General features: G+C 52.5%; 14 protein-coding genes. 8 read left to right on the top strand and 6 right to left on the bottom strand.

The features are described from left to right. Positions 1–123 precede the first annotated feature (123 nt). A complete protein-coding gene (locus EBA_RS03660) occupies positions 124–975 on the bottom strand; it encodes an HDOD domain-containing protein (protein ID WP_192373375.1) in 852 nt (283 codons plus the stop codon). A 179-nt stretch (positions 976–1,154) separates the two neighbouring features. Here EBA_RS03660 and EBA_RS03655 point away from each other — a divergent pair, with 179 nt between their 5' ends. Further along, entirely contained in the window at positions 1,155–2,978 is a 1,824-nt protein-coding gene (locus EBA_RS03655; protein ID WP_192373373.1) for a GGDEF and EAL domain-containing protein, read from the top strand. A gap of 158 nt (positions 2,979–3,136) precedes the next feature. Continuing rightward, positions 3,137–3,625 (top strand): hypothetical protein, encoded by a 489-nt coding sequence (locus EBA_RS03650; protein ID WP_192373371.1) that lies wholly within the window; start codon positions 3,137–3,139, stop codon positions 3,623–3,625. Between the two features lie 55 nt (positions 3,626–3,680). Here the strand turns inward: EBA_RS03650 and EBA_RS03645 are convergent, their stop codons facing one another. Together EBA_RS03645 and EBA_RS03640 are read right to left on the bottom strand one after the other, a co-directional pair. Continuing rightward, positions 3,681–5,021, bottom strand: a complete 1,341-nt coding sequence (locus EBA_RS03645; RefSeq protein WP_192373369.1) for a sigma-54-dependent transcriptional regulator — start codon at positions 5,019–5,021, stop codon at positions 3,681–3,683. After that, a complete protein-coding gene (locus EBA_RS03640; RefSeq protein WP_225615885.1) occupies positions 5,018–6,562 on the bottom strand; it encodes a sensor histidine kinase in 1,545 nt (514 codons plus the stop codon). Before EBA_RS03640 ends, EBA_RS03645 begins: the two co-directional genes overlap by 4 nt. Before the next feature lie 178 nt (positions 6,563–6,740). On the opposite strand from EBA_RS03640, the gene sucC reads away from it, so the two are divergent. From sucC to EBA_RS03620, 4 genes are read left to right on the top strand one after another with little or no spacing between them, the layout of a single operon-like run. Beyond that, a complete protein-coding gene (sucC, locus tag EBA_RS03635; protein ID WP_192373365.1) occupies positions 6,741–7,910 on the top strand; it encodes an ADP-forming succinate--CoA ligase subunit beta in 1,170 nt (389 codons plus the stop codon). Beyond that, on the top strand, positions 7,907–8,782 hold the full coding sequence (gene sucD, locus EBA_RS03630; RefSeq protein WP_192373363.1) for a succinate--CoA ligase subunit alpha: 876 nt from the start codon (positions 7,907–7,909) through the stop codon (positions 8,780–8,782). The genes sucC and sucD overlap by 4 nt, the downstream gene beginning before the upstream one ends. Next, positions 8,782–10,428, top strand: a complete 1,647-nt coding sequence (locus tag EBA_RS03625) for an NAD+ synthase (RefSeq protein ID WP_192373361.1) — start codon at positions 8,782–8,784, stop codon at positions 10,426–10,428. Before sucD ends, EBA_RS03625 begins: the two co-directional genes overlap by 1 nt. Positions 10,429–10,431: 3 nt before the next feature. Continuing rightward, the gene (locus EBA_RS03620; RefSeq protein WP_192373359.1) at positions 10,432–11,553 is read left to right on the top strand and encodes a hypothetical protein; all 1,122 of its coding nucleotides are present in this window, start codon (positions 10,432–10,434) and stop codon (positions 11,551–11,553) included. Between the two features lie 96 nt (positions 11,554–11,649). On the opposite strand, the gene EBA_RS03615 is transcribed toward EBA_RS03620, so the two are convergent. The 3 genes from EBA_RS03615 to EBA_RS03605 all read right to left on the bottom strand — a co-directional run bounded on the left by EBA_RS03615 (position 11,650) and on the right by EBA_RS03605 (position 17,702). Further along, positions 11,650–15,126, bottom strand: coding sequence for a hypothetical protein (locus tag EBA_RS03615; RefSeq protein WP_192373357.1), 3,477 nt, complete (start codon positions 15,124–15,126; stop codon positions 11,650–11,652). A 163-nt stretch (positions 15,127–15,289) separates the two neighbouring features. Beyond that, entirely contained in the window at positions 15,290–16,246 is a 957-nt protein-coding gene (locus EBA_RS03610; RefSeq protein ID WP_192373355.1) for an alpha-E domain-containing protein, read from the bottom strand. Between the two features lies 1 nt (position 16,247). Next, entirely contained in the window at positions 16,248–17,702 is a 1,455-nt protein-coding gene (locus EBA_RS03605) for a circularly permuted type 2 ATP-grasp protein (protein ID WP_192373353.1), read from the bottom strand. 469 nt (positions 17,703–18,171) lie between these two features. Here EBA_RS03605 and EBA_RS03600 point away from each other — a divergent pair, with 469 nt between their 5' ends. Continuing rightward, on the top strand, positions 18,172–20,703 hold the full coding sequence (locus EBA_RS03600; protein WP_192373351.1) for a circularly permuted type 2 ATP-grasp protein: 2,532 nt from the start codon (positions 18,172–18,174) through the stop codon (positions 20,701–20,703). Between the two features lie 10 nt (positions 20,704–20,713). After that, entirely contained in the window at positions 20,714–21,595 is an 882-nt protein-coding gene (locus EBA_RS03595) for a transglutaminase family protein (RefSeq protein ID WP_192373349.1), read from the top strand. The last annotated feature ends 34 nt before the right edge of the window (positions 21,596–21,629 follow it).

Raw genomic sequence — 21,629 nt, 5'->3', positions numbered from 1 at the left:
ACTCAAGGCGATTTTTCAGCCTATTGCTAGCTGAATATTGAGTTATTCAGATTGGCTTCTGTCACCTTTCAGCAACAGATATTCAGAGAATTGTAAGATTGGGTAGCAGAAGACTAAGCCCGTTTAGACGGTGGGATAAAACAATTTAAAAATGACTTCGAACTCGTCGCTGATTTTATCGAGGATGAAACTGAGTTGCTCGGGTGTCAGATTCAGGGCATTTACAGCTTGGGCGTCATAGGGATTTTCGATTCGACTCAAGCAGTTCGCCAGTCTAACCATAGCCGCCAAATCAGCATATGTTCCGATTAGATCTGGAAAGCAATGCAAGCGAATGCTCTCCACAATAACCTCCGGTAAATTCCATTGCTTGCACAACTCGGCACCGGCCTGAAAGTGATCGAATCCGATCACGTTCTGCTCTATGGTGACCTCATCGTCCACCGCAAGTTGGGTTTGAGACTGCACTAACAAGTCGACTTCCCGGGCCAATACCGGAATCCGCCGATAGAACACTAACTGACCGATATTATGGACCAAGCCGCACAGAAACGCCGTGTCGGCATAATGCTTGCCGAAATGAATATCCAACTCGCGTGCAATCAACGCGCAGCGCAGATTCCTGGCCCAGAAATCATGTACGGAGAAATGCTGTCCCGGCAAATCGGAAAAGCGTTCGACAATCAAAGCGCCCAACACCAAATTCTGTAACTCGCGGGTACCGATTAAGGTTATCGCTTTGGGTATCGACGCTATTTGGGACGGAAAGCCATAAAAAGCACTGTTGACTATCTTCAGCAGCTTTATCCCCAATGCCGCATCGGCTTCGATCACAAAAGCCGCATCCTTGGCAGTCTTATTCGGATCGTCGACTATTTTTTTCAACAAGAAATATGCATTTGGCGGCGAGGCGAGTTGTAAATCGCCTCTCAGCAAATCGGCAACAGTCAATGTAGATGGTGAGTGAGCAATCATCAATAATTCTAAAAAATTAAATTAACACCTATACTAAAAACCAAAAGCATGGAAATAACATTAAAGGCTGCGCTTAACCCTAGACCAATTATATGAAAATACAAGCTTATTGAATGCCGGCCTCTTCCATACAACCTGTTTACAATCCCCATGTTTAGCCAGTACCTGGATGGTAATAGATGATTGCCAGCGATGCGCTTAAAGAGAAATTGATTGTCGTTGCGGAACATAACGAAATCTCTGCTCAAAAAATTGTTTCCACATTAAAAGCCACGGGATTTACCGAAATTCGCATAGCCGAAAATGGCAATCAAATTTACGAAATTCTGAAGCCTTACGCCGACCAGCCCGATATGATCGGCCTCATCGTGTTGAATGCAGCGCTACCGCTTTGCCAAGTGCGGGAGATGTGCCAAAGTCTATCCAGCGCCAATTCGATATCGGTAATCCCGGTCGTGATTCTGAAGGACGACAGCGTTACCTGCGATCTCGACCGTTGCCTGCCACACCAAGACGATTGCCTGACATATAAAATCAATACTCCGGTCAACACGCAGGAGCTGATACTCGCCGTAAAATTTTTGCTACGCCTGAAACAAGAACGCCAGTTGCGTCATCGCCAGGAAGAGCAGTTGATCAACGAACTGGCCGCGAAAAACGTGATTGACGCCAAACTGAAGTTTCTAGTCGCTCACGACGAATTAACCGGCTTGTTCAATCGCAGCAGCTTCGAGCGCCAGCTAAGACTGGTGTTAAATCACAGTAATAAAGCACAAAAAGACGGGTCTTTATTATTCATTGACGTAGACCGCTTCAGCCTGATTAACGAACTGGAAGGCTTCGAAGTGGGTGATCGCTTGCTGGTCGAAATGGCTATTTTGGTCAGAAAACTATTGCCGGCTGGCAGTTTGTTCGCCCGTATCGGTGCCGACGAGTTTTGCTTGTTTCTGGAAAACAGAACCCAAAAGCAAGCGCAGATTCTGGCGGAAATCATCAAAACCACCGTGGACAATTTCCGCTTTTTTACCGGAGAAGTGTCTTATAGCGCCTCGGTTTCCATCGGTATTTCCACGCTGGACAGTACCATTTCCGCTTTCCATCCGGGCGAAATGATTTTGCATGCGCGCCAAGCCTGCAACTTTGCGAAAAGCACCGGTAGAGACAAAGTCTATATCTATAACAGCGAGGATCTGACCGTCAAGGAAAGACGCCGAGACATCTATTGGGTTCCCATCATTCGCAAGGCCTTGCGAGACAACCAGTTGTTTCTGGTTTTTCAACCTGTCGTGCAGTTGTCCGACGGTAATGTCTCCCACTATGAAGTGTTGTTGCGCATGCGCGGCGAAGGCAATGAAATCATCACCCCGGATCAGTTTATTCCGGTAGCCGAAAGAACCGGTTTGATTCACTCCATAGATCTTTGGGTCGTTGAAAATGCCATCGACTTTCTGGCAGCCCTACCAAGCTACATGTCATATATCTCCCTGGCCGTCAACCTCTCTAGTACCGCGTTTCAATATCCGGATTTACTATCGACCATCAAAGATAAACTGCAAATCACCCGGATCGGCGCCGACCGTTTAACCTTCGAAATCACTGAAACGGCAGCTGTCGACAATTTTGAAAAAACCCGGCACATGATTAACAAAATCAGAGCGTTAGGCTGCAAATTTGCACTGGACGATTTCGGCGCGGGGTTTTGTTCTTTCAACTATCTCAAAACCTTTCCGGTCGATTACGTGAAAATCGACGGTCAATTCATACGAAATTTGCTCGACAACGAAACCGACCAGATACTCGTCAAATCCATGGTGGAGATTGCCTCAAAACTCGGCAAGAAAACCATAGCCGAATTCGTTGAGTCGGCAGGTACGGCGATGAAGCTGAAAGAAATTGGCGTTAATTTCGGCCAAGGCTATGCATTCGGCAAACCCGAGCAGAACCTACTGGAGGGCCATAAAATTTCGCTGGGGCTGTTGCTAGCCAGCAGCCAGCCAGCTTAATCACCTAAAACCATTGGAAAACATTCCGCGAACCATGCTGCAAAAGGGGTATTAGTTTACCGACTTGACTAGCTCTGGTATATTCGCTCGCGGTGTTTAACACGCGTCATCACATTGTTCTGAATCTTAATAAATAAAACAAACAAAGGGGAAGGGTTATGGCTGAATTGCTTTTTATAGCGACGACAATTTTTGTTGCTTATGTAGTATTTGTTGTAATGGGCGGTAAAAAGGAAAAACCGGAAACAAGTAAACCCGAGCCTGCCAAGCCGGAATTGACTAAACCGGCAGTCCAAATGGAACAGGCACCGCCTCCCCTCGCCGCCGTGAAAACCAGCGCAAAACCCGCTCCAGCCAAAACCGCCACACCCAAACCCGCCGTCTCCAAAGCTAGTAAATCCGCCCCGACCAAAAAAGCCGTTGCCGCTACCCCATCCACCGCCGTCGAAAGTCTGAAAAACCCAAACACAGGTGAAGTCGCCAAAATCCCAGCCAGTTATGCCTTTGCCAAACGTTGGATTAAAGATGCACTGGTAGAAGAAGGCCTGCTGGAAAAAGTGTATAAAAACAACGAACTGGACGACGCCGCAAACGCCAAAATCCAAACCGCGCTACAACAATTGAAAGGCATGAGCAAATATCAATAACAGCTTATTAGGCGAGTAGCTGGCTACTACTCGCTTCCAACCCAGTGCGCTCGCTCTATTCAAGTCCCAGTTTTTTCAAGCGATACCGCAGCGAACGAAAGCTTAAACCCAAGTATTTAGCGGTAGCGGTCTTGTTCCAACGATTTTCCTCCAGCGCGGCGCTCAAAGCTTTTTTCTCTATGCCTTCGAGATAAGTTTCCAGCGACATCTTCTCAGCGTCAAAATCTTCGACTGCGGCCAACTCCATCCCCAAGGGCAAATTCAGATCGTCAGCCTCGATTACACCGTCTTCATGCAGCGCCAGCGCCCGTTCCAAGATATTCTCCAGTTCCCGGACGTTGCCGGGGAAATAGTAGCTTTTTAACGCCTTCATCGCCGGCTCGGTCAACTTGGGCAAAGCCATACCATTGGCTTTGGCCAAACCCTGCAACAAGTGTCCGGTAAGCTGCGGAATATCGACAGGCCTCGCGCGTAAAGGCGGCAAGCTTAGTTCGATAACATTGATCCGGTAATACAAATCCTGCCTAAAACTGCCTTCCTGGACCATTTTGGCCAAATCCTTGTGAGTTGCGCTCAATAAGCGCACATCAACGGCGACTTCGCGCTGCTCGCCAACCGGACGGACTTTCTTCTCCTGAATCGCCCGTAATAACTTGACTTGCAAGGGCAAAGGCAAATCGGCCACTTCGTCCAAAAATAAGGTTCCGCCATCGGCCGCCTGAAACAGACCTTGCTTATCGCTTACCGCGCCGGTGAAACTGCCTTTTTTATGGCCGAAAAATTCGCTTTCCATCAATTCAGGCGGAATCGCGCCGCAGTTAATCGCAATAAACGGATTCTCGCCGCGCGGGCTTTGCTGATGTATCAATTTGGCCACCAACTCCTTTCCCGAACCGGACTCACCGCTGATATAAACCGGCGCCTGATTGCGAGCCACCTTATCGATCTTCGAGCGAATATCGCACATCAGCGCCGACTCGCCGAGCAAAATGTCACGGGTACGCCGCTCTTTGTCGGTCACACGGGTCAGCGAGGCTTGTAGTGCGTGACTGACCAACTGCCGCAGTACCCCCAGATCGACCGGCTTGGACAGAAAGTCAAAAGCGCCCTTTTTCATGGCGTTGATCGCTATATCCATGCTGCCATGCGCGGTAATCACCGCCACCGGCAACTGCAATCCGACTGTTTGAATATAATCGACTAATTCCAGCCCGTCGCCGTCCGGCAACTTCATATCGGTAAGACACAAATCAAACACCTCAGCGGCTAGTAACTGTTTGGCTTCTGCCAAATTTGCCGCACAGCGGGTTTGAATGTGCATCCGGTTCAGGGTTATTTCAAGTAATTCTCTGATGTCGGGTTCATCGTCGACAACCAGTGTGACAGGCATATTCATATTTCAATGACAGCGTGATCGGCATTAGCCAGTAACAAGGTAAAACAACGCTTTTCGGGATAAGCAGCATAGCTCAACTCCGCTTGATTCAATTCCGCCAACTCCTTGGAGATATACAAGCCTAAACCAGTGCCTTGGTGAGAAGTGGTAAAGAACGGTTCGAACAAATGCTGTCGGTGCTCCGCAGCAATTCCAGCAGCATTATCGATAAATTTAATACACGGCGCATCCTGTATCTGGCTTACCTCAAGCACAATAGGCCCTAACTCCGGCCTACCGTATTGCAACGCGTTGGCGCAAAGATTATCGAGAATTTGCTTTAAATGGCCGCTATCGATACAGGCATTAACCCCTTGAACTTTAAAAATCAATTTAAAACACTCCGCCCGCTCACCCAGATTCAATTTCTGGTCGTTAAGGTAGGTCGGTAACCACTGATCCAAAGCGATTTTTTGTTTCTGCGACGGGTTGCGCCGAGACAGTTTAAGGATGTCCTCAATGATGCTGTTTACCCGCTGGCAGTGGTGTTGGATAATTTCGGTCAAACGCAGCTCTTGCGCGTCTAAATCCGGGGCTTCCGATAGTAATTGTCCCGCATGACTTATTGCGCTGAGCGGATTGCGAATTTCATGCGCAATACTGGCGGTCAGTCGGCCTAAAGACGCCAGCTTGCTCTGCTGTAAGCGTTGGTTATACAAAGCGATGTCCTCGAAAATCAGCATATACAAGGCTTCGTCATCCATACGCAACTCGGAAAATCGCACTTGCACTTCACTGCGATTGGCTAACTGGATAATCGCAAAATCCTGATCCCGATTATTCCGCCACAACTCGAAAGCTTGCCTGAGTTCCGGCGCTACCTCGGTCAGTTCTTCCGGATGCAGCACCAGCCCCAGCAAACGCAGCGCGGATTGATTGGAAAGCTGAGTGACCTGTCGTTCATCGACGATCATGATGCCCGATTGCAAATGCTGGATGATATAGCGGTTAAGACTTTCCAGTCTGGCAATGGTCTGTTCGTGCCGTCTGGCTAAAACCGCCGATTGTTCAGCGCGCTGCGCCAAGATCACCGACAAAAACGCGATAGAAAAAAACGACACACCAAGCATGCCGGCATAGGTCAAGGTAGTATTTTCGAAGGCATGTATTTCTATCGCATACACCTCTTCTGCAAGAATAGCCAGACTGGCCAAGGCCGCAAACAACATGGCGCAACGTCCGCCAATCAATAAGCCACCAGCCGCGATTGAAATAGCCAGCAAGATACCGATGCCGCTACCGATGCCGCCGCTGGCATGCATTAACAGGGTAATGATGACAATATCGGTAAAAATAAATAACTGTGCCAGACTGGCATAAGCCCAATGCGACCGAACTGCGAACGGCGCGGCAAACAACGAAATCCCCAGATAGGCAACACTGGTGAACTGATACAATGACGGGTCATAGGAACCCAATAACGACGGCCCAAACCGTAAATAAAACAGCATGACGAACAAGCTGGCGGCAATAAACCGATATAGGGCAAAAATCTTCAACATTAACCATGCTTGTCGAACGGGAATGCCGTACCCTTTAGAGAAAGGGCAGGGATAAAGAGTATCGACCTGTGAAGAAAGCATTGCCCGTGTTTTTTATGCAGAGTTAGTTAGAATGTTTTTTAGTTCAATCATAGCACCAACTTGAGACGCCGCGATTTAAGCCATCCATGGAGCACAAATGAATATTCACGAATACCAGGCGAAACAACTGTTCAGAGAGTTTGCGATCCCCGCACCGCAAGGCGCCGTGGCGACAACGCCCGAACAAGCGCAACAAGCCGCACAAACCTTAAGCAGTCCGGCCTGGGTGGTCAAAGCGCAAATTCATGCCGGCGCCAGAGGCAAAGCCGGCGGCGTCAAGCTTGCCCGGACTCTGGATGAAGTAAAAGACTACAGCGCGGCAATGCTGGGCACACGTTTGGTAACGCATCAAACCGATGCAGCCGGCCTGCCGGTCAATAGCGTCTGGGTAGAAGAAGCATCGGCAATCAACCAAGAATTTTATTTGAGTCTGTTACTGGACAGAGAAAGCGAACGACTAATTTTTATCGCTTCCGCCGCTGGCGGTATGGACATCGAAGCAGTAGCCGCCGAAACGCCGGAGAAAATAGTCCGCGTGCCGGTACACCCCGCAGCGGGACTACAACCCTATCAGTGCAGGCAAGTTGCGGCAGCGCTAGGACTGGGCAAGGACCAGCAAAGCCAGCTACAAACCATCATGACCGGTCTGTATCAACTGTTTTTGGCTAAGGACGCCAGCCAAATCGAAATCAACCCGTTGATCCAAACCGATAACGGCAAACTGGTCGCGCTGGACGGCAAGATCAATTTCGACGACAACGCCATCCCCTTGCACCCAGACATCGCCGCGATGCGCGATGCTTCGCAAGAAGATGCCAAAGAAGCCGAAGCCAAGCAATTCGATCTTAATTACATCACGCTGGACGGCAATATCGGCTGCATGGTCAACGGCGCCGGCTTGGCCATGGCAACGATGGACATGGTCAAGCTCAAAGGCGGCGCGCCGGCCAACTTCCTGGATGTGGGTGGCGGCACCAATAAAGACAAAGTGAAAGCCGCATTTAAATTGATTTTATCCGACGGCACCACCAAAGCGGTGCTGGTGAATATTTTCGGCGGCATCGTCAAATGCGACGTGATTGCTGCCGGCATCCTGGCCGCAGTCGAGGAGATGCACTTGTCAATCCCGGTGGTGGTGCGTCTGGAAGGCACCAATGTTGAACAAGGACTATCCATGCTGAAAGACTCCGGCTTGGGCCTTTACGCAGCGGAAGATTTGAACAGCGCAGCCGAACAGGCAGTTAAATTGGCGGAGGGCGTCGCATGAGCATTTTGATCGACAAACAAACTAAAGTCATTTGCCAAGGTTTCACCGGCAAACAAGGTACTTTTCACTCCGAACAAGCGCTGGCCTACGGCACACAACTGGTTGGAGGCGTCACACCAGGACGCGGCGGTTCTCAACATCTGGATTTGCCGGTATTCGACACCGTCGAACAAGCGGTGAAAGCTACCGGCGCCAAGGCAAGCATGATCTATGTACCGCCGTTTTTCGCCGCCGACGCGATCCTGGAAGCCGTCGATGCCTGCATCGAACTGATTATCTGCATCACCGAAGGCATTCCGGTGCTACAAATGCTCAAGGTCAAAGCAGCGATGCAAGGCACCAGTTCACTGTTAGTCGGCCCCAACTGCCCCGGCGTGATTACGCCAGGCCAATGCAAGATCGGCATCATGCCCGGCCATATCCACCTGCCCGGTAAAATCGGCATCGTTTCCCGCTCCGGCACTTTGACCTACGAAGCGGTGCATCAAACCACCCGTGAAGGACTGGGGCAAAGCACTTGTGTCGGCATCGGCGGCGACCCGATCCACGGCATGAACTTTATCGACGTGCTGAGCCGTTTCCAGAACGACCCACAAACCGAAGGGATCGTGATGGTCGGCGAAATTGGCGGCAGTGACGAGGAGCAGGCGGCGGAATTCATCAAAGCCCATGTCAGCAAACCCGTGGTTGGCTATATCGCCGGCCAAACCGCACCGCCCGGCAAACGCATGGGCCACGCCGGCGCAATTGTCACCGGCGGCGCGGGCACTGCGGCCGGTAAGATTTCGGCGATGCAAGCGGCCGGCGTGAGCATGGTCAGTTCGCCTTCGGATATTGGCGTGGCAATGCGAGATTGTTTTTCAAAAAAATAATGTCGATAAAAATAGCTTTAGCCCAACTGAACTTAACAGTTGCCGATATTCAAACCAACACCCGTAAAATCCTGGCTACCGCTGCACAAGCCAAAGAACAGCAGGCCGACCTGGTGGTATTTCCGGAGCTATGCGTTACCGGCTATCCACCCGAAGACTTGCTGTTTCGGTCTGATTTTATTCTGCAGGCGCAACGGGCCGTCGCCGAAATTGCCGAGAAGATTGCCGGCATAACGGTAGTGATCGGCTATCCTCGGCAGCAGGATGGCCGGCTTTACAATACCGCCGTGGCATTGCGTGATGGCGAAACCATAGCCCAGTACCATAAACAGGCCCTACCCAATTATGGTGTGTTCGACGAACAACGTTACTTTACCGCCGGCGCACAAACCTGTCTGTTTATGGTTAAAGACAGCCTGTTAGCGTTGACGATTTGCGAAGACATCTGGCAACCCGGCATCATTGCCCAAAGCCGCGCTGCCGGCGCTGACATTATCCTGACATTGAACGCCTCGCCGTTTCACGCCGGCAAGATGCAACAGCGCGAGGACATTATCTGCACGCAAGTCAAAGAAGCCGGAATTCCGCTGGTCTACGTGAACCAAATCGGCGGCCAAGACGAGTTGATTTTCGACGGCGCCTCGTTTGTCGCTGATCGTAACGGCAACGTCGTGTTCCGAGCAGCCGAATTCGCGGAGCAACTCAGCATCGTCGAATTCGTCGATCAACAACCGCAGACATCCACTATCGCCGATTTGTATCAACCGGTGGTTAGCGAATACAAAGCCCTGGTGCTGGGCATTCAAGACTACGTACGCAAAAACGGCTTTCAAGGCGCCATTCTCGGTTTGTCCGGCGGCATCGACTCTGCACTTGTGCTGGCCTTGGCGGTTGATGCGCTAGGAGCCGATCAAGTGGAAGCCGTGCTGATGCCCTCGCGCTATACCCAAGACATGAGCAATCAGGACGCGATCCAGGAAGCCGAAGCCTTGGGCATCAAATATCACGTACTGCCCATAGAACCGGCGGTGACTGCCTTCAACGCAATGCTGGCTCCGCTGTTTGCCGGCAGCAAAAAAGACACTACGGAAGAAAATATCCAGGCCCGCTGCCGTGGCGTGTTGTTGATGGCGCTTTCCAATAAACAAGGCAAACTGCTGCTGACCACGGGTAATAAAAGCGAAATGAGCGTGGGTTATGCCACGCTTTACGGCGATATGGCCGGCGGTTTTGCGCCGCTAAAAGACGTATCCAAATTACTGGTCTACCAGTTGGCCGAATACCGCAACACCTTGTCACCGGTTATTCCACAACGCGTTATCACGCGAGCGCCCTCGGCGGAATTGGCGCCAGACCAAAAAGACGAAGATTCCCTGCCGCCCTATGCTGTACTGGATCCGATCCTTGCTTTGTATGTGGAACAGGATAAATCCGCCGCCGAGATCGTGGCGCAAGGCTTCGCCGCAGCCGACGTACACCGGGCTATTTCCCTGGTCGATAGAAACGAATACAAACGTCGCCAATCGCCGCCCGGCATCCGCATCACGCCCAGAGCGTTTGGTCGTGATCGCCGCTACCCAATTTCATCCGCATATCGCGGCACGGCCGCGCTTAATCAACCTGCGCCCGACAACGTTAAGGAGTAAATCATGTCAAAAATGCGTGCCCTGTTACTATCCACCGGCTTGCTGCTGACCGCACAGACCGGTATTGCCCGCGAAATCAATATTCCGGTGCCGATGGAATACGGCTTAATCAAAAGTGTGCTGGTTAGCCAACTGTACGACGGCCCGGATCAATCGGTAAGGGCCTGGAAAGACGGCAAGCAATGTAGTTTTCTGGATCTGGACCACCCGCAAATCAGCGGCGAGCAGGGCCAAGTCAAAATCCAGAACAATGTACAAGCCCGCGTCGGCACCGCGCTGGGAGGCAAGTGCATGACACTGATCGAATGGTCCGGTATCTTGCAAACCTTGCAACAACCGACATTGGATGCTTCCGGCAATGTGCTGAGCTTCCCGGTCACCCAACTGAATGCGTTCGATCGCAACGGCCAGCCCTTGAATATCGCCCAATTGCAATCGCTGATCAAAAAAGCCGCGGAGCCGAAACTGGCGGCTCTGAAAATCGATTTAAACCAATCCCGCCCGGACATTGCTAAAACCCTGCTGCCGTTTATCGCCGCCGAAGATAGCGAGGAATTGCACGACACCATCAACAGTCTGCGCTTTAATCAAGTCAAAGCCGACGAGAAAGGTATTTTAATCAATGTGGGCTACACCGCTACCAACCAGAGTGCCGGCGACTTAAAAGCGGCCCCCGCATTGAACGAAACGGAACTGAAACAATGGCGCAGTCTCTGGCAAGGTTGGCAAGCATCCTTGGAAAAAAATATTGAGAAAGCCCCTATCAATACCGACGCCGACGCGAGCAGAGCCGCCTTACGCGATGTATTGCAAAAAGCCGGCGTGGCCTTTGAACAAGGCCTGACTGCGGAATATGTTGCGGAAAACGATCCGGTACGCAAGTTCTTCAACAGTTCCTGGGACGTGCTCGCCCCGCTGCTGCGCAACACATCTACTCAGCTACCCGGCAATAACAGCCTGCGCTATGTGACACTAATTGCCGCGACCGACTTGATGTACGAACTGGAATCGATAGGCTCGCCGCTGGGCCTGGAAGTATCGTCCAACGGTTTGCGCAAACTGGCCCGTTCGCTGATCGCTCAAGAATTCCCAAAAGGTAAAGCCAAGGCCAAACGCAAAGGTTAAATAGATAAAGCACGGTTGCCGCTCAACCGCGCTACAAAATAAAAAGGGATACCGGCCGTAAGACCGGTATCCCTTATTTTTTAGGTGTCGACGAGTTTAAACTGCGCCGGCGGCATAGGGTGCCAACGGATCGGCACCCAAGGTTCCCACCAGAGACTGCAAATAATCCGGCGAAGCAAACTCCACCAGTTTTTGCTGCGCCTGCCTATGCCGCTCAACCAACCTCTGCTCGCTGATCAAAGTCTGGTGGCTGCTTTCTTGTAGGAAACCGCCCAAATAATCGACGTGTCTTTGCCATAAAGCGATGTCGCGTTGCTGCTTGATATGCAGACGTTCCCGATACCAATCCGAGGCCAGTAAATAATCGCGGGTAAACATCGCCCGAATCTCCGGATGATGCGCATCCTTACCCTGATAATGACCGTCGGCCATGATATGCAGCAAGGCATACAGCGGCGGACAGGCATCTTCTATGCTGCCGTCTTCGATATATTGTTGCGCCACGCGCTGTTGGGTTTCGACGATATTATTGATACCGTCCACAAACACCTCCAAATCCTGGCGCTCCGGCTGCAAAATCTCGTCGGTAAATACCGCATAAGGATTATCGAAGATTTTACCCATCAAGCCATGTACGAAATGGCTGGTGATCCGATAACCCAGACGGCTGGCCAAGACGATTTGCCCCTTGTATTCGAAATCGCTTAAAGGTTCCAGATAGCCATGTTGCAACAGAAACTTGGGGTGACGCTCTTCCCGCGACAACCGCGCCCAGATCTCCGGCACCAACAAACTGATGTCGTGATCGACGCGGGTATCCGGACCGATAAATCCCGCCGAACTGGAAAAGCCGGGATAACCGGTCAAAATGAACGAGACCAGCGCGTTGTTCAAATCGGCGGTGCCGCGTAAGGCGTTGAACGGCCCTTTGGTCAACGCGCCTTCACTGCCAGCTCCGGTGGTAGACGGCGATTTGCCGGTCAAAGAACTGACAAAGTCCATGAACAGTTCCGGCAACTCTTGATAATGAATCGGGTTATAAACCGCCAGCGCACGAATGCCCGGCTCGGGCGGATTGTTGCGGCGCCCGGTCAACACCGCATCCACCGGATGGCAGAGCGGTTGATTGAGCGGAATTTTGCGATGCAAACGCGCGCCCAGCTCGGCCACATATTTGCGCAAGGGCTTCACCACATCAACGCGAGTTTCCAGGTAGCGGGGATTTTTCGAGGGCTTGCCGTTCACCAAGCGCGGATGCGCGGAACACACCACATAGCCTTTACCATCCTGGTAAGCATCGCTTAACAGCTTCTGCATCGGCGGCGTAAATTTGGAAAAGGTCATCACATCTTCCACGACAGCCGACAATTGCTGATGATTCAAAGGCTCGAAATTGGCCATGAAATTGCCGGGCCCGGCCATGTTCAGCTCGGTCTGCTTGTCGTAACCGGGAATAATCGCATCGTCCGGGCGCTGAAACAGCCGATATTCGCAGTTGCTGACCAATTTCAAGCTCGTTTCGTAGCCCTCATCCGGTAGCCAGGCGCGCACCGCCTCGGTAAGCACCACAACCGAAGCGCTAATATCGTCTTCCATTTGCACTTTCTCGCAGGCGATATAGTCTTGCCGCACTTTAAAAGTCCGCCAGCCACCATCCAGATCAAAACCTACCCGTAAATAAGTAGCCACGATCTTACGCTGATTCAATTTCAGCTCATGGCCGGGCGCGCCGTCAATCACGTCCACCGATAAATTGTCGCGCCAGTTATTACCCCATTCCGGGCGGTAAAAACGCTTGATCAAAAACACCAAAGCCAGAATGCTGGGCGGAATGGATCGCAGCCAATCATTGAACTCCGGAAGGTGATTGGGCGAAGGCGTCAACAACTTGATCACGGAACCCAGACTGCGTTCCTGACTGAGCACAGTGCGGCTAGGGCCATGGTCTTCGCGCTCGAAACCCGGCAAGAAGCGGCCGGTATAGTCTTTGTCGAAAATCGCCTGCACTCGATCCAGGTCGTGCTGCAAATCGTCCACAAACAGTGGCCCATAGATCGCCGCGTCCTCGATGGATTTGGAAATCTCCGATTTACCGCCGCCGGACACTGTGCAAGGCTTATGGCAAAAAGTGCCTTCCGCGACAGTACCGATCAAGCGCCAGGACGGCGCGCCGGGATGCTTGCACATCTCGATTTTATAACCGTTGGGCTGCACGTATATTTTGCCGGGTTGCAAACGAATACCGTGGCTCTGGCCATTTCTGATCCAGGTGATTTTCTGAGTCGCCAGACTCATTCGCAAATCCTGCGGTACGTAGATGATCTCCGGAAAGTGCCTATCCACCGCATAACCTTCCGGATGCACATCCATAATCGCGCCGTAGTGATAAGTCATTTCGTCGAAATCGTAGCCCGGTTCCCGGGTCAAACTGCCGATACCAAACTCATCGCCATGATTGATGCGGCGAAATGCCAGTGCGCCACCGGCATGTTCCTCTTCCGCCAAACCGAACAAATTGGCGGCATAGCTGATCTGGGTTTTAACTTCCTTCTTGCAATAGCCGTAATAGTTATCGGCCAGCAAGGTGACGATCACGCCACTGCGGTCGCGCGCAGTCAGTTTAAACGCCTGGCCTTCGTTATACAGTTCCGCCGGCTCCTGCCAGCACATGCCATCGGCGCGCTGGCGTTCGCTGGCTTCGTCCCAGTGCGGCAAACCCAGCTGTTTTTTGGTGAGCTTGGTTAAATGCGGCGCTAGAATCACGCACCCGCTGTGCCCGGACCAATGCTCCACATCCAAGGCCGCATCGCATTCCGGCAAGGCCGGATTACCGCCGTTACCGAAGATGCTCTCGACGAAATCCAGATTGCTGACCAGATTGCCCGGCGCGAAGAAGCGGATTTCCATGGACTTTTCGGCGGCAACGCCGGGAATTTCCGGACAGACTACCGGCCGCATCAACAAGGAGGCAAACATCCGCGCCGGCTTGGCTTGGTGAGCAGTAAACGGCAGCACCATCAAATCGTCGGGTGGATTCAGCGCCTCGCCTAACATCAACGCAAAGGTCAGTTTAGGCACCTGCTTCTTGTCGCCGGGCACCGGCAGACCGCCTTCGGCAACATGAAACGAGCCTTGCGTGGTACGCCGGTCGCTGGCCGGATTATGCAAAATGCCCTGTTTGACTCGAAAGCTGGAAACGATTTCGGAACGAAATTCGTCCTCGCCCAAGGGCAAAGACAATTCGCGCGCAACGCCATGCTTATCCAGCTCAAAAGTCATGGTTGGCAAACTAGGGATTTTGGCAAAGCCCAGATCTGCACAATAGCGCTCCAGAAAATCTTGAATGCGTCTATCGGCAGGATAAAGGGAGGAACTGGCCAACAGCCGGCTTTTTTCCAGATAACTATTCAGCAAGTCCTGGGCGGTATCCATAAATTGCGCCGACCCGGTATCGATACAAGTCGGCTGCCCGCACGAAGCCAGTTTAAGATTGATATAGAGATGCAACTGCTGCTTAACAGCTTGTTCGTCCTGCCCAACCGACCCGAGCCCCAGCGCCCTTAGCTTATCCATAACCCTCCCCCTTTTAGTTTTAAAAATCGATGCTTCCATGATATAGCAAACTTGGGGTGTGGGTCAGCAGCAATCCAATGCTCGCAACCACTAACCGGGCGTGCTTACACTAAATAGCCCAAAGCAAAACGCCAAACATTGGTCTGCGCTGATAGCAGATTGGTCAATTTTTCTCCATTTCGTCGTCACCAAGATTATTCAAAAACCACATTGCCGCGATTTGCTTGTGTAAATCGTCGAATTTGCTCTGCAAACCGTCCAACACTTGATGCAACTGCTCCGGCGTAGTCTGTTTAATATCGATGGCCAATATCTCTTGTTCCAATTGCTCCAATTGCGGGAACAACTCGGCGGCATTTGGCAAGCGCTTGATGCAATAGGTAGTCTCTTCGATACAGTGCACCACGGCCCTAGGGAAATCCGGGTTTTTTAACAGAAAATTCAGCACATCCTCACCGTTAATACGATTGCGGACGTGCTTGCGGTACATCAACACCGCGCTCAACGACTTCAAGACGTTGATCCACAAAATGGTTTCGTACTCACGCATCTTGGTGCTGCGATTTTCAGCGAGCAGCACGGTACCGAAATCCATAATCCGGCTGGTCATGTCGGCGCGTTCCAGATTGCGACCGATACAGATAAACCGGGCACTGTCGCTGCGGCTCATCGCCCCGGCCATAAAACCGGTAAAGCGCTGACAACCGGCCATGATTTCCTGTAAGAACAGCGCCCTACCCCGGCGATTGGACAGGCTGTCCAGATTATTGTTGGCGTACAAATACATTTCGTTGACTTGCTGCCAGGCTTCGTCCGGCATCAGCTCGCGACTGGTACGAATATTCTCACGGGCAAACGACAAAGACGCCAGCAAGGAGCCGGGATTACTCATATCGGCTAATAAAAATCGGGTGGTGTTCTGCTCGCTGGGGTTTTTAAAGCGTTGGTAAAACGCCTCTTCCACGCCGCAGATGTTCAGCAAATTGCGCCAGCCCAGTTCCACACCATAGGGTAAATCGTAGATCAAATGCATCGTGGCACTAATCAAGCGGGCGGTATTTTCGGTGCGCTCCAGGTAACGGGCCATCCAGTACAAGCGTTCGGCGGATCGCGATAACATCTTATTGCTCCCTGTTGATAATCCAAGTGTCTTTACTGCCGCCGCCTTGCGAGGAGTTCACTACCAGCGAACCGGCACGTAGCGCTACCCGGGTCAGACCACCGGCAGTCACAAAGCTGTTCTCGCCTTGCAGAATGAACGGCCGCAAATCGATATGGCGAGGCTCCAGTTTGTCGTTGCATAAGGTCGGGCAAGTCGATAAGGCCAGCGTGGGCTGAGCGATGTAATTGCGCGGGTTTTCCTGGATTAATTTATGAAACTGCTTGATTTCTTTTTGGGTGGCATGCGGACCGACCAACATACCGTAACCGCCGGATTCGTTGGCCGGTTTCACCACCAGTTCCGCCAAATGTTTCAACACATAGGCGCATTGCTCCGCGTCGCTGCATAGATAAGTCGGCACATTGGGCAGAATCGGCTCTTCATTCAAGTAGTAGCGAATCATCTCCGGCACGTAGGCATACACCACCTTGTCGTCGGCCACGCCGGCGCCGGGCGCATTGGCCAAGGCCACATTGCCGGCTTTCCAAGCCCGCATCAAGCCCTTCACGCCCAATACCGAATCCTTATGAAACACTTCCGGGTCGAGAAACAAATCGTCGATGCGCCGATAGATAACATCGACTTTTTCCAGACCTTTGATAGTGCGCATGTAAACGCAATCGTCATCCTTGACCAGTAAGTCGCCACCTTCCACCAATTCCGCGCCCATTTGCTGCGCCAGGAAAGCGTGTTCGAAATAGGCCGAGTTATAAATGCCGGGGGTTAATACGGCAATTTGTGGGGTGTCGCCGGTATCTGGTGCCAATGAGGCCAGCATTTCGAACAGCTGAGTCGGGTAATCGTCTACCGGTAAAATATTCAGATTTTCCAACAACTCGGGAAAGATACGCTTGGTAATTACCCGGTTTTCGATCATGTACGAGACGCCAGAAGGCACCCGCAGATTGTCTTCCAATACATAGAGCTTGCCGTCGCCAGCTCGCACCAGATCGCTGCCGCAGATATTGGCCCAAGTGCCGAACTTGGGCTGCATGCCCAGGCATTCCTTGCGAAAATTGCTGGAACTGTTGATCAAATCAGCGGGTACCAGGCCCTCTTTGATAATCTGCTGCTGGTTATAGACGTCATTAATAAAGCAGTTCAAGGCTTTCAGGCGCTGTTTCAGGCCGGTCTCCACCACTTGCCACTCCTGAAAATCGATCAGGCGCGGAATGATGTCGAAAGGCCAAGCCCGGTCGATATTGCCTTCGTCGCTATAGACGGTAAACGTAATGCCCATCTCCATGATGGCTGCTTCCGCCGCCGACAAGCGGCCTTTTATTGCGTCCATGCCCAAAGATTGCAAGTACTGACTCAAAGTAGCGCAAGCGTCCCTGGGTTTACCACCCGTCGCCATCATCTCGTCGTAAGCCTTGTCGGCGCTGTAATCCGCCCAAATTGTTGGTGTAACCATGTTGTATACATCCGTGAACGTTGCTTTTATGGTGCAGCTCCGCGCAGAATTGGTGCAAAAACGATCGCACCATTTCAACGCAAACCGGTTCTAATGCCTTAACCGAATTAAAGCAATAGCGATGCCAAGTTGTGAACGTACTAGCCGCATCCACTTAATATTTGCTCAACCTCGGCGGATTTATTTAGCCGTTCGTGATCGGAAATACCCTTTAGTTCAGAAGCTTGAATCAAACGAATGCTTTATATTAGTCTCTTCAAGGCAGAGCAACCGAATACATGCGGCCAGCCATGCTATCGGCCATTTCTTAACGTAACGGCATGTTTCTTGCGGGATTCTTCGACTACGCATCAAACCGAAGTCTCGTCAGAATAAGCATCGGCGCGGAAAATCCGGCTTGGAAAATATAAATAAACGAGTTCGGCTTTGATAAATTGCGCAATACCCGGTAAACCGGCAAACTAAACCTATGAAAACCTTAAGCACACCAGAAGCTTTCGCGCCGGGATACCGCCTCGACAAAGGCGTCCACGACGAAATGCTGGACGAGACCAGCCGGGTTAGGCCGCATTGGGCGCATCTGATGCAAGCATTGCAACTGCTCGGTTCCCGCGAAGTGGGACAACGCCACCAGGAAGCACTAAAGCTGCTGCGTGAAAATGGCGTTACCTATAATGTCTACGGCGACCCGGACGGCATTAACCGGCCCTGGCAACTCGATCCGATACCGTTATTGGTATCCGGCGACGAGTGGTTCGACATCGAAGCAGGGCTACTGCAACGCGCCGAACTATTAAACCTGATTTTGGCCGATCTGTACGGTCCGCGTCAGCTCATCAAGAAAAACCTGCTACCCTTGGAGCTGATTTATAACCATGGCGGTTTCCTGCGCGTTTGCGATCAAGTAAGCTTGCCCGGGCAACATCAGTTGGTGCTGTGCGCCGCTGACCTGGCTCGCGGCCCGGATAAAAAGATGTGGGTGCTGGGCGACCGTACTCAAGCGCCATCCGGCGCCGGTTACGCATTGGAAAACCGCTTGGCCATGTCGCGGGTCCTGCCCAGCTTGTTTCGCGACACACATGTCCACCGACTGGCGCGCTTCTTCCAATCGCTGCGCGCCGGCCTGAATGCTATCGCCCCCGGCGACGCCGACACTCCGCGCGTCGTGGTACTGACTCCCGGCCCGCTAAACGAAACCTTCTTCGAACACGCTTATCTGGCGTCCTATCTGGGCTATCCCCTGGTGCAGGGCGACGACCTGACCATTCGCGACGGCTATGTCTGGTTGAAATCGCTAGTCGGCTTACAGCGAGTGGACGTCATTCTGCGGCGGGTGGACGACAATTACTGCGACCCTTTGGAACTGCGGGAAGACTCGCGGCTCGGCGTTCCCGGCCTATTGGAAGTGGTCAGACGCGGTAATGTGGCGATTGCCAACCCGCTCGGTAGCGGTGTGCTGGAAAACCCCGGCATCATGCCCTTCCTACCAGGTATCGCCAAATACTTCCTGGGCCAAACCCTGAAGTTAAATTCGATAGCCACGTGGTGGTGCGGCCAAGCCCGCGAATTAAATTACGTCCTCGCCAACCTGGAACGTTTGGTCATCAAACCGATATACCGCAAGCCCGGCGAACACTCGGTGTTCGGCCATCAACTCAGCCGAGCACAACTCACGGACTGGCGCGCGCGCATCAAGGCCCGCCCGGCACTTTACGTCGGCCAGGAATACGAAAGCTTTTCCACTGTGCCGGCCCTGGTAACCGGCGGCTACGAACCCCGCCAAACCCTGCTGCGCTGCTTCATGGTGGCACGGGCGGACGGTTATACCTTGATGCCTGGCGGCTTGAGCCGCAGTGCGCCGAAATACGGCAATATGATGATCAGCAACCAAACCGGCGGCATCAGTAAAGATACCTGGGTGGTTGCCACCGAACCGCAACATCCGGCCATTCCAGCCAAACGCGGCGGCGGCCTGACCGGCCACGGCAATGCCTTGCCCAGTCGCGCGGCGGATAATATTTTCTGGGTGGGCCGCAACGCGGAACGAGCGGAAGGCGGCGTGCGCTTGTTGCGCGCCACTATAAAAAAACTTTTCAGCAACCCGGATCGCGACAGCCCAGACTATCAGCTCAGCCTGGAAACCCTACTGCGTTGCGTCACCAGCATGACCGGTACCTACCCCGGTTTTTTTGCCGAGGATAACGAAAGTTTACTGCAAGCGCCCGAAGCCGAATTACTGGCGGTAGTGGTCGACGAAAGCCGGGCAGGCAGCCTGGCCAACACAGTAAATCGTATGACCCAATCCGGTTACGCGGTGCGCGATTTATGGTCATCGGACACCTGGCGGGTCATCGACGAAATCGAGGAACAGGTTTCCGAAGCCCGACGGCTGGGTAAAACCGGTTTATGGTCGATGCAGGAACAAATGGACCAGCTGATTACCACCCTCTCGGCCTTCAGTGGCCTGGTAATGGAAAGTATGACGCGCGGCAACGGCTGGCTGTTTCTGGACATCGGCCGGCGCCTCGAGCGCGGCTTACAATTGGTATCGGTGTTGAGAACGGCGTTTGCCATGCCGCAAAGCGAGGCGGCGGAAACCCGCTTGCTCGAATCCTTATTGGATACCAGCGACAACCTGATTTGCTATCGCCAGCATTACCGCAGCAATCTGGAATTAGCCTCGTTTTTGGAATTGCTACTGATGGACCCTAACAATCCCCGCTCACTGGCCTATCAAATCGCCCGTTTGCAAGAACATGTCGGTAAACTGCCGCGCGAACCCGGCACGCGCCGTATTAGCCCGGAGGAGAGGCTACTATTAGAGGCCAGTTGCATTCTGAATATCGCCAACGTCGAAGACTTGTTGAACGTATCCGAATCCGGCATTCGCGAGGCGCTAGACCAACAACTCAGCAAGATTTACGCACTACTGGCCGCGCTGTCCGATACCTTGACCGCCAACTATTTCCGCCACGGGGACGCGCCGCAATCGCTGTCCTAAGGGAGTCACCATGCGTTATCGGGTTACCCATACCACGACTTACCGTTACCAACAAACCGTAGGCCTGTCCTACAACGAAGTCAGGATGCAGCCGCGTCCTTGTCCGAATCAACAATTGCTCAGCTCACAACTGAAAATCAGCCCCCTACCCTGCGACTATCGGACCCGCACCGATTTTTTCGGCAATCAAGTCGCCTGGTTTTCCATCCGCGAGCCGCACCGGGAATTTGTGGTCACTGCCAGCAGCGAAGTGCAGATTTTTCCGCAACCGGCGCAGTTGGACTTCAGCCACGGCATGAGCTGGGAATTGGTCAAGGAAGCACTCAGAACCGACAGAAGCGAGCCGCTACTGGAAGCGCGACAATTTACACTGGACTCGCCATTCATCTCCGCCGATACCGAGCTGGCTAACTATGCGCAGGCCTCGTTCACGCCCGGTAAAGCCCTGATCGAAGCGATACATGATCTGATGCAGCGCATTCACCGCGATTTCACCTTCGACCCGGAGTTCACCAATTTAGCCACTCCATTGACCACCGTACTGCAACATCGGCGTGGCGTCTGTCAGGATTTTGCCCATCTGGCCATTGGCTGCATCCGCTCGCAAGGTCTGGCGGCCCGCTACGTCAGCGGCTATATCGAAACTCTACCGCCGCCCGGCAAGAAAAAACTAGTGGGCGCCGACGCCTCGCATGCCTGGTTCTCCGTGTACTTACCGGACCTGGGCTGGATGGATTTCGACCCCACCAACAACCAATTACCTGGCGATCGGCACATCATCGTCGCGTGGGGCCGTGACTATAGCGATGTCACCCCGTTAAAAGGCGTGATTTTCGGCGGTCAGCACCACGAATTGAAAGTCGCGGTGGAAGTTGAAAATTTGGGCGTATAGAATACGAATAGGCGCAGAAAAAACAATAACAAAG

Source organism: Methylomonas albis, assembly GCF_014850955.1.
Lineage (GTDB): Bacteria > Pseudomonadota > Gammaproteobacteria > Methylococcales > Methylomonadaceae > Methylomonas > Methylomonas albis.
The sequence above is the reverse complement of the archived record's forward strand: the minus strand, read 5'-3'. Positions and strand labels throughout refer to the sequence as shown.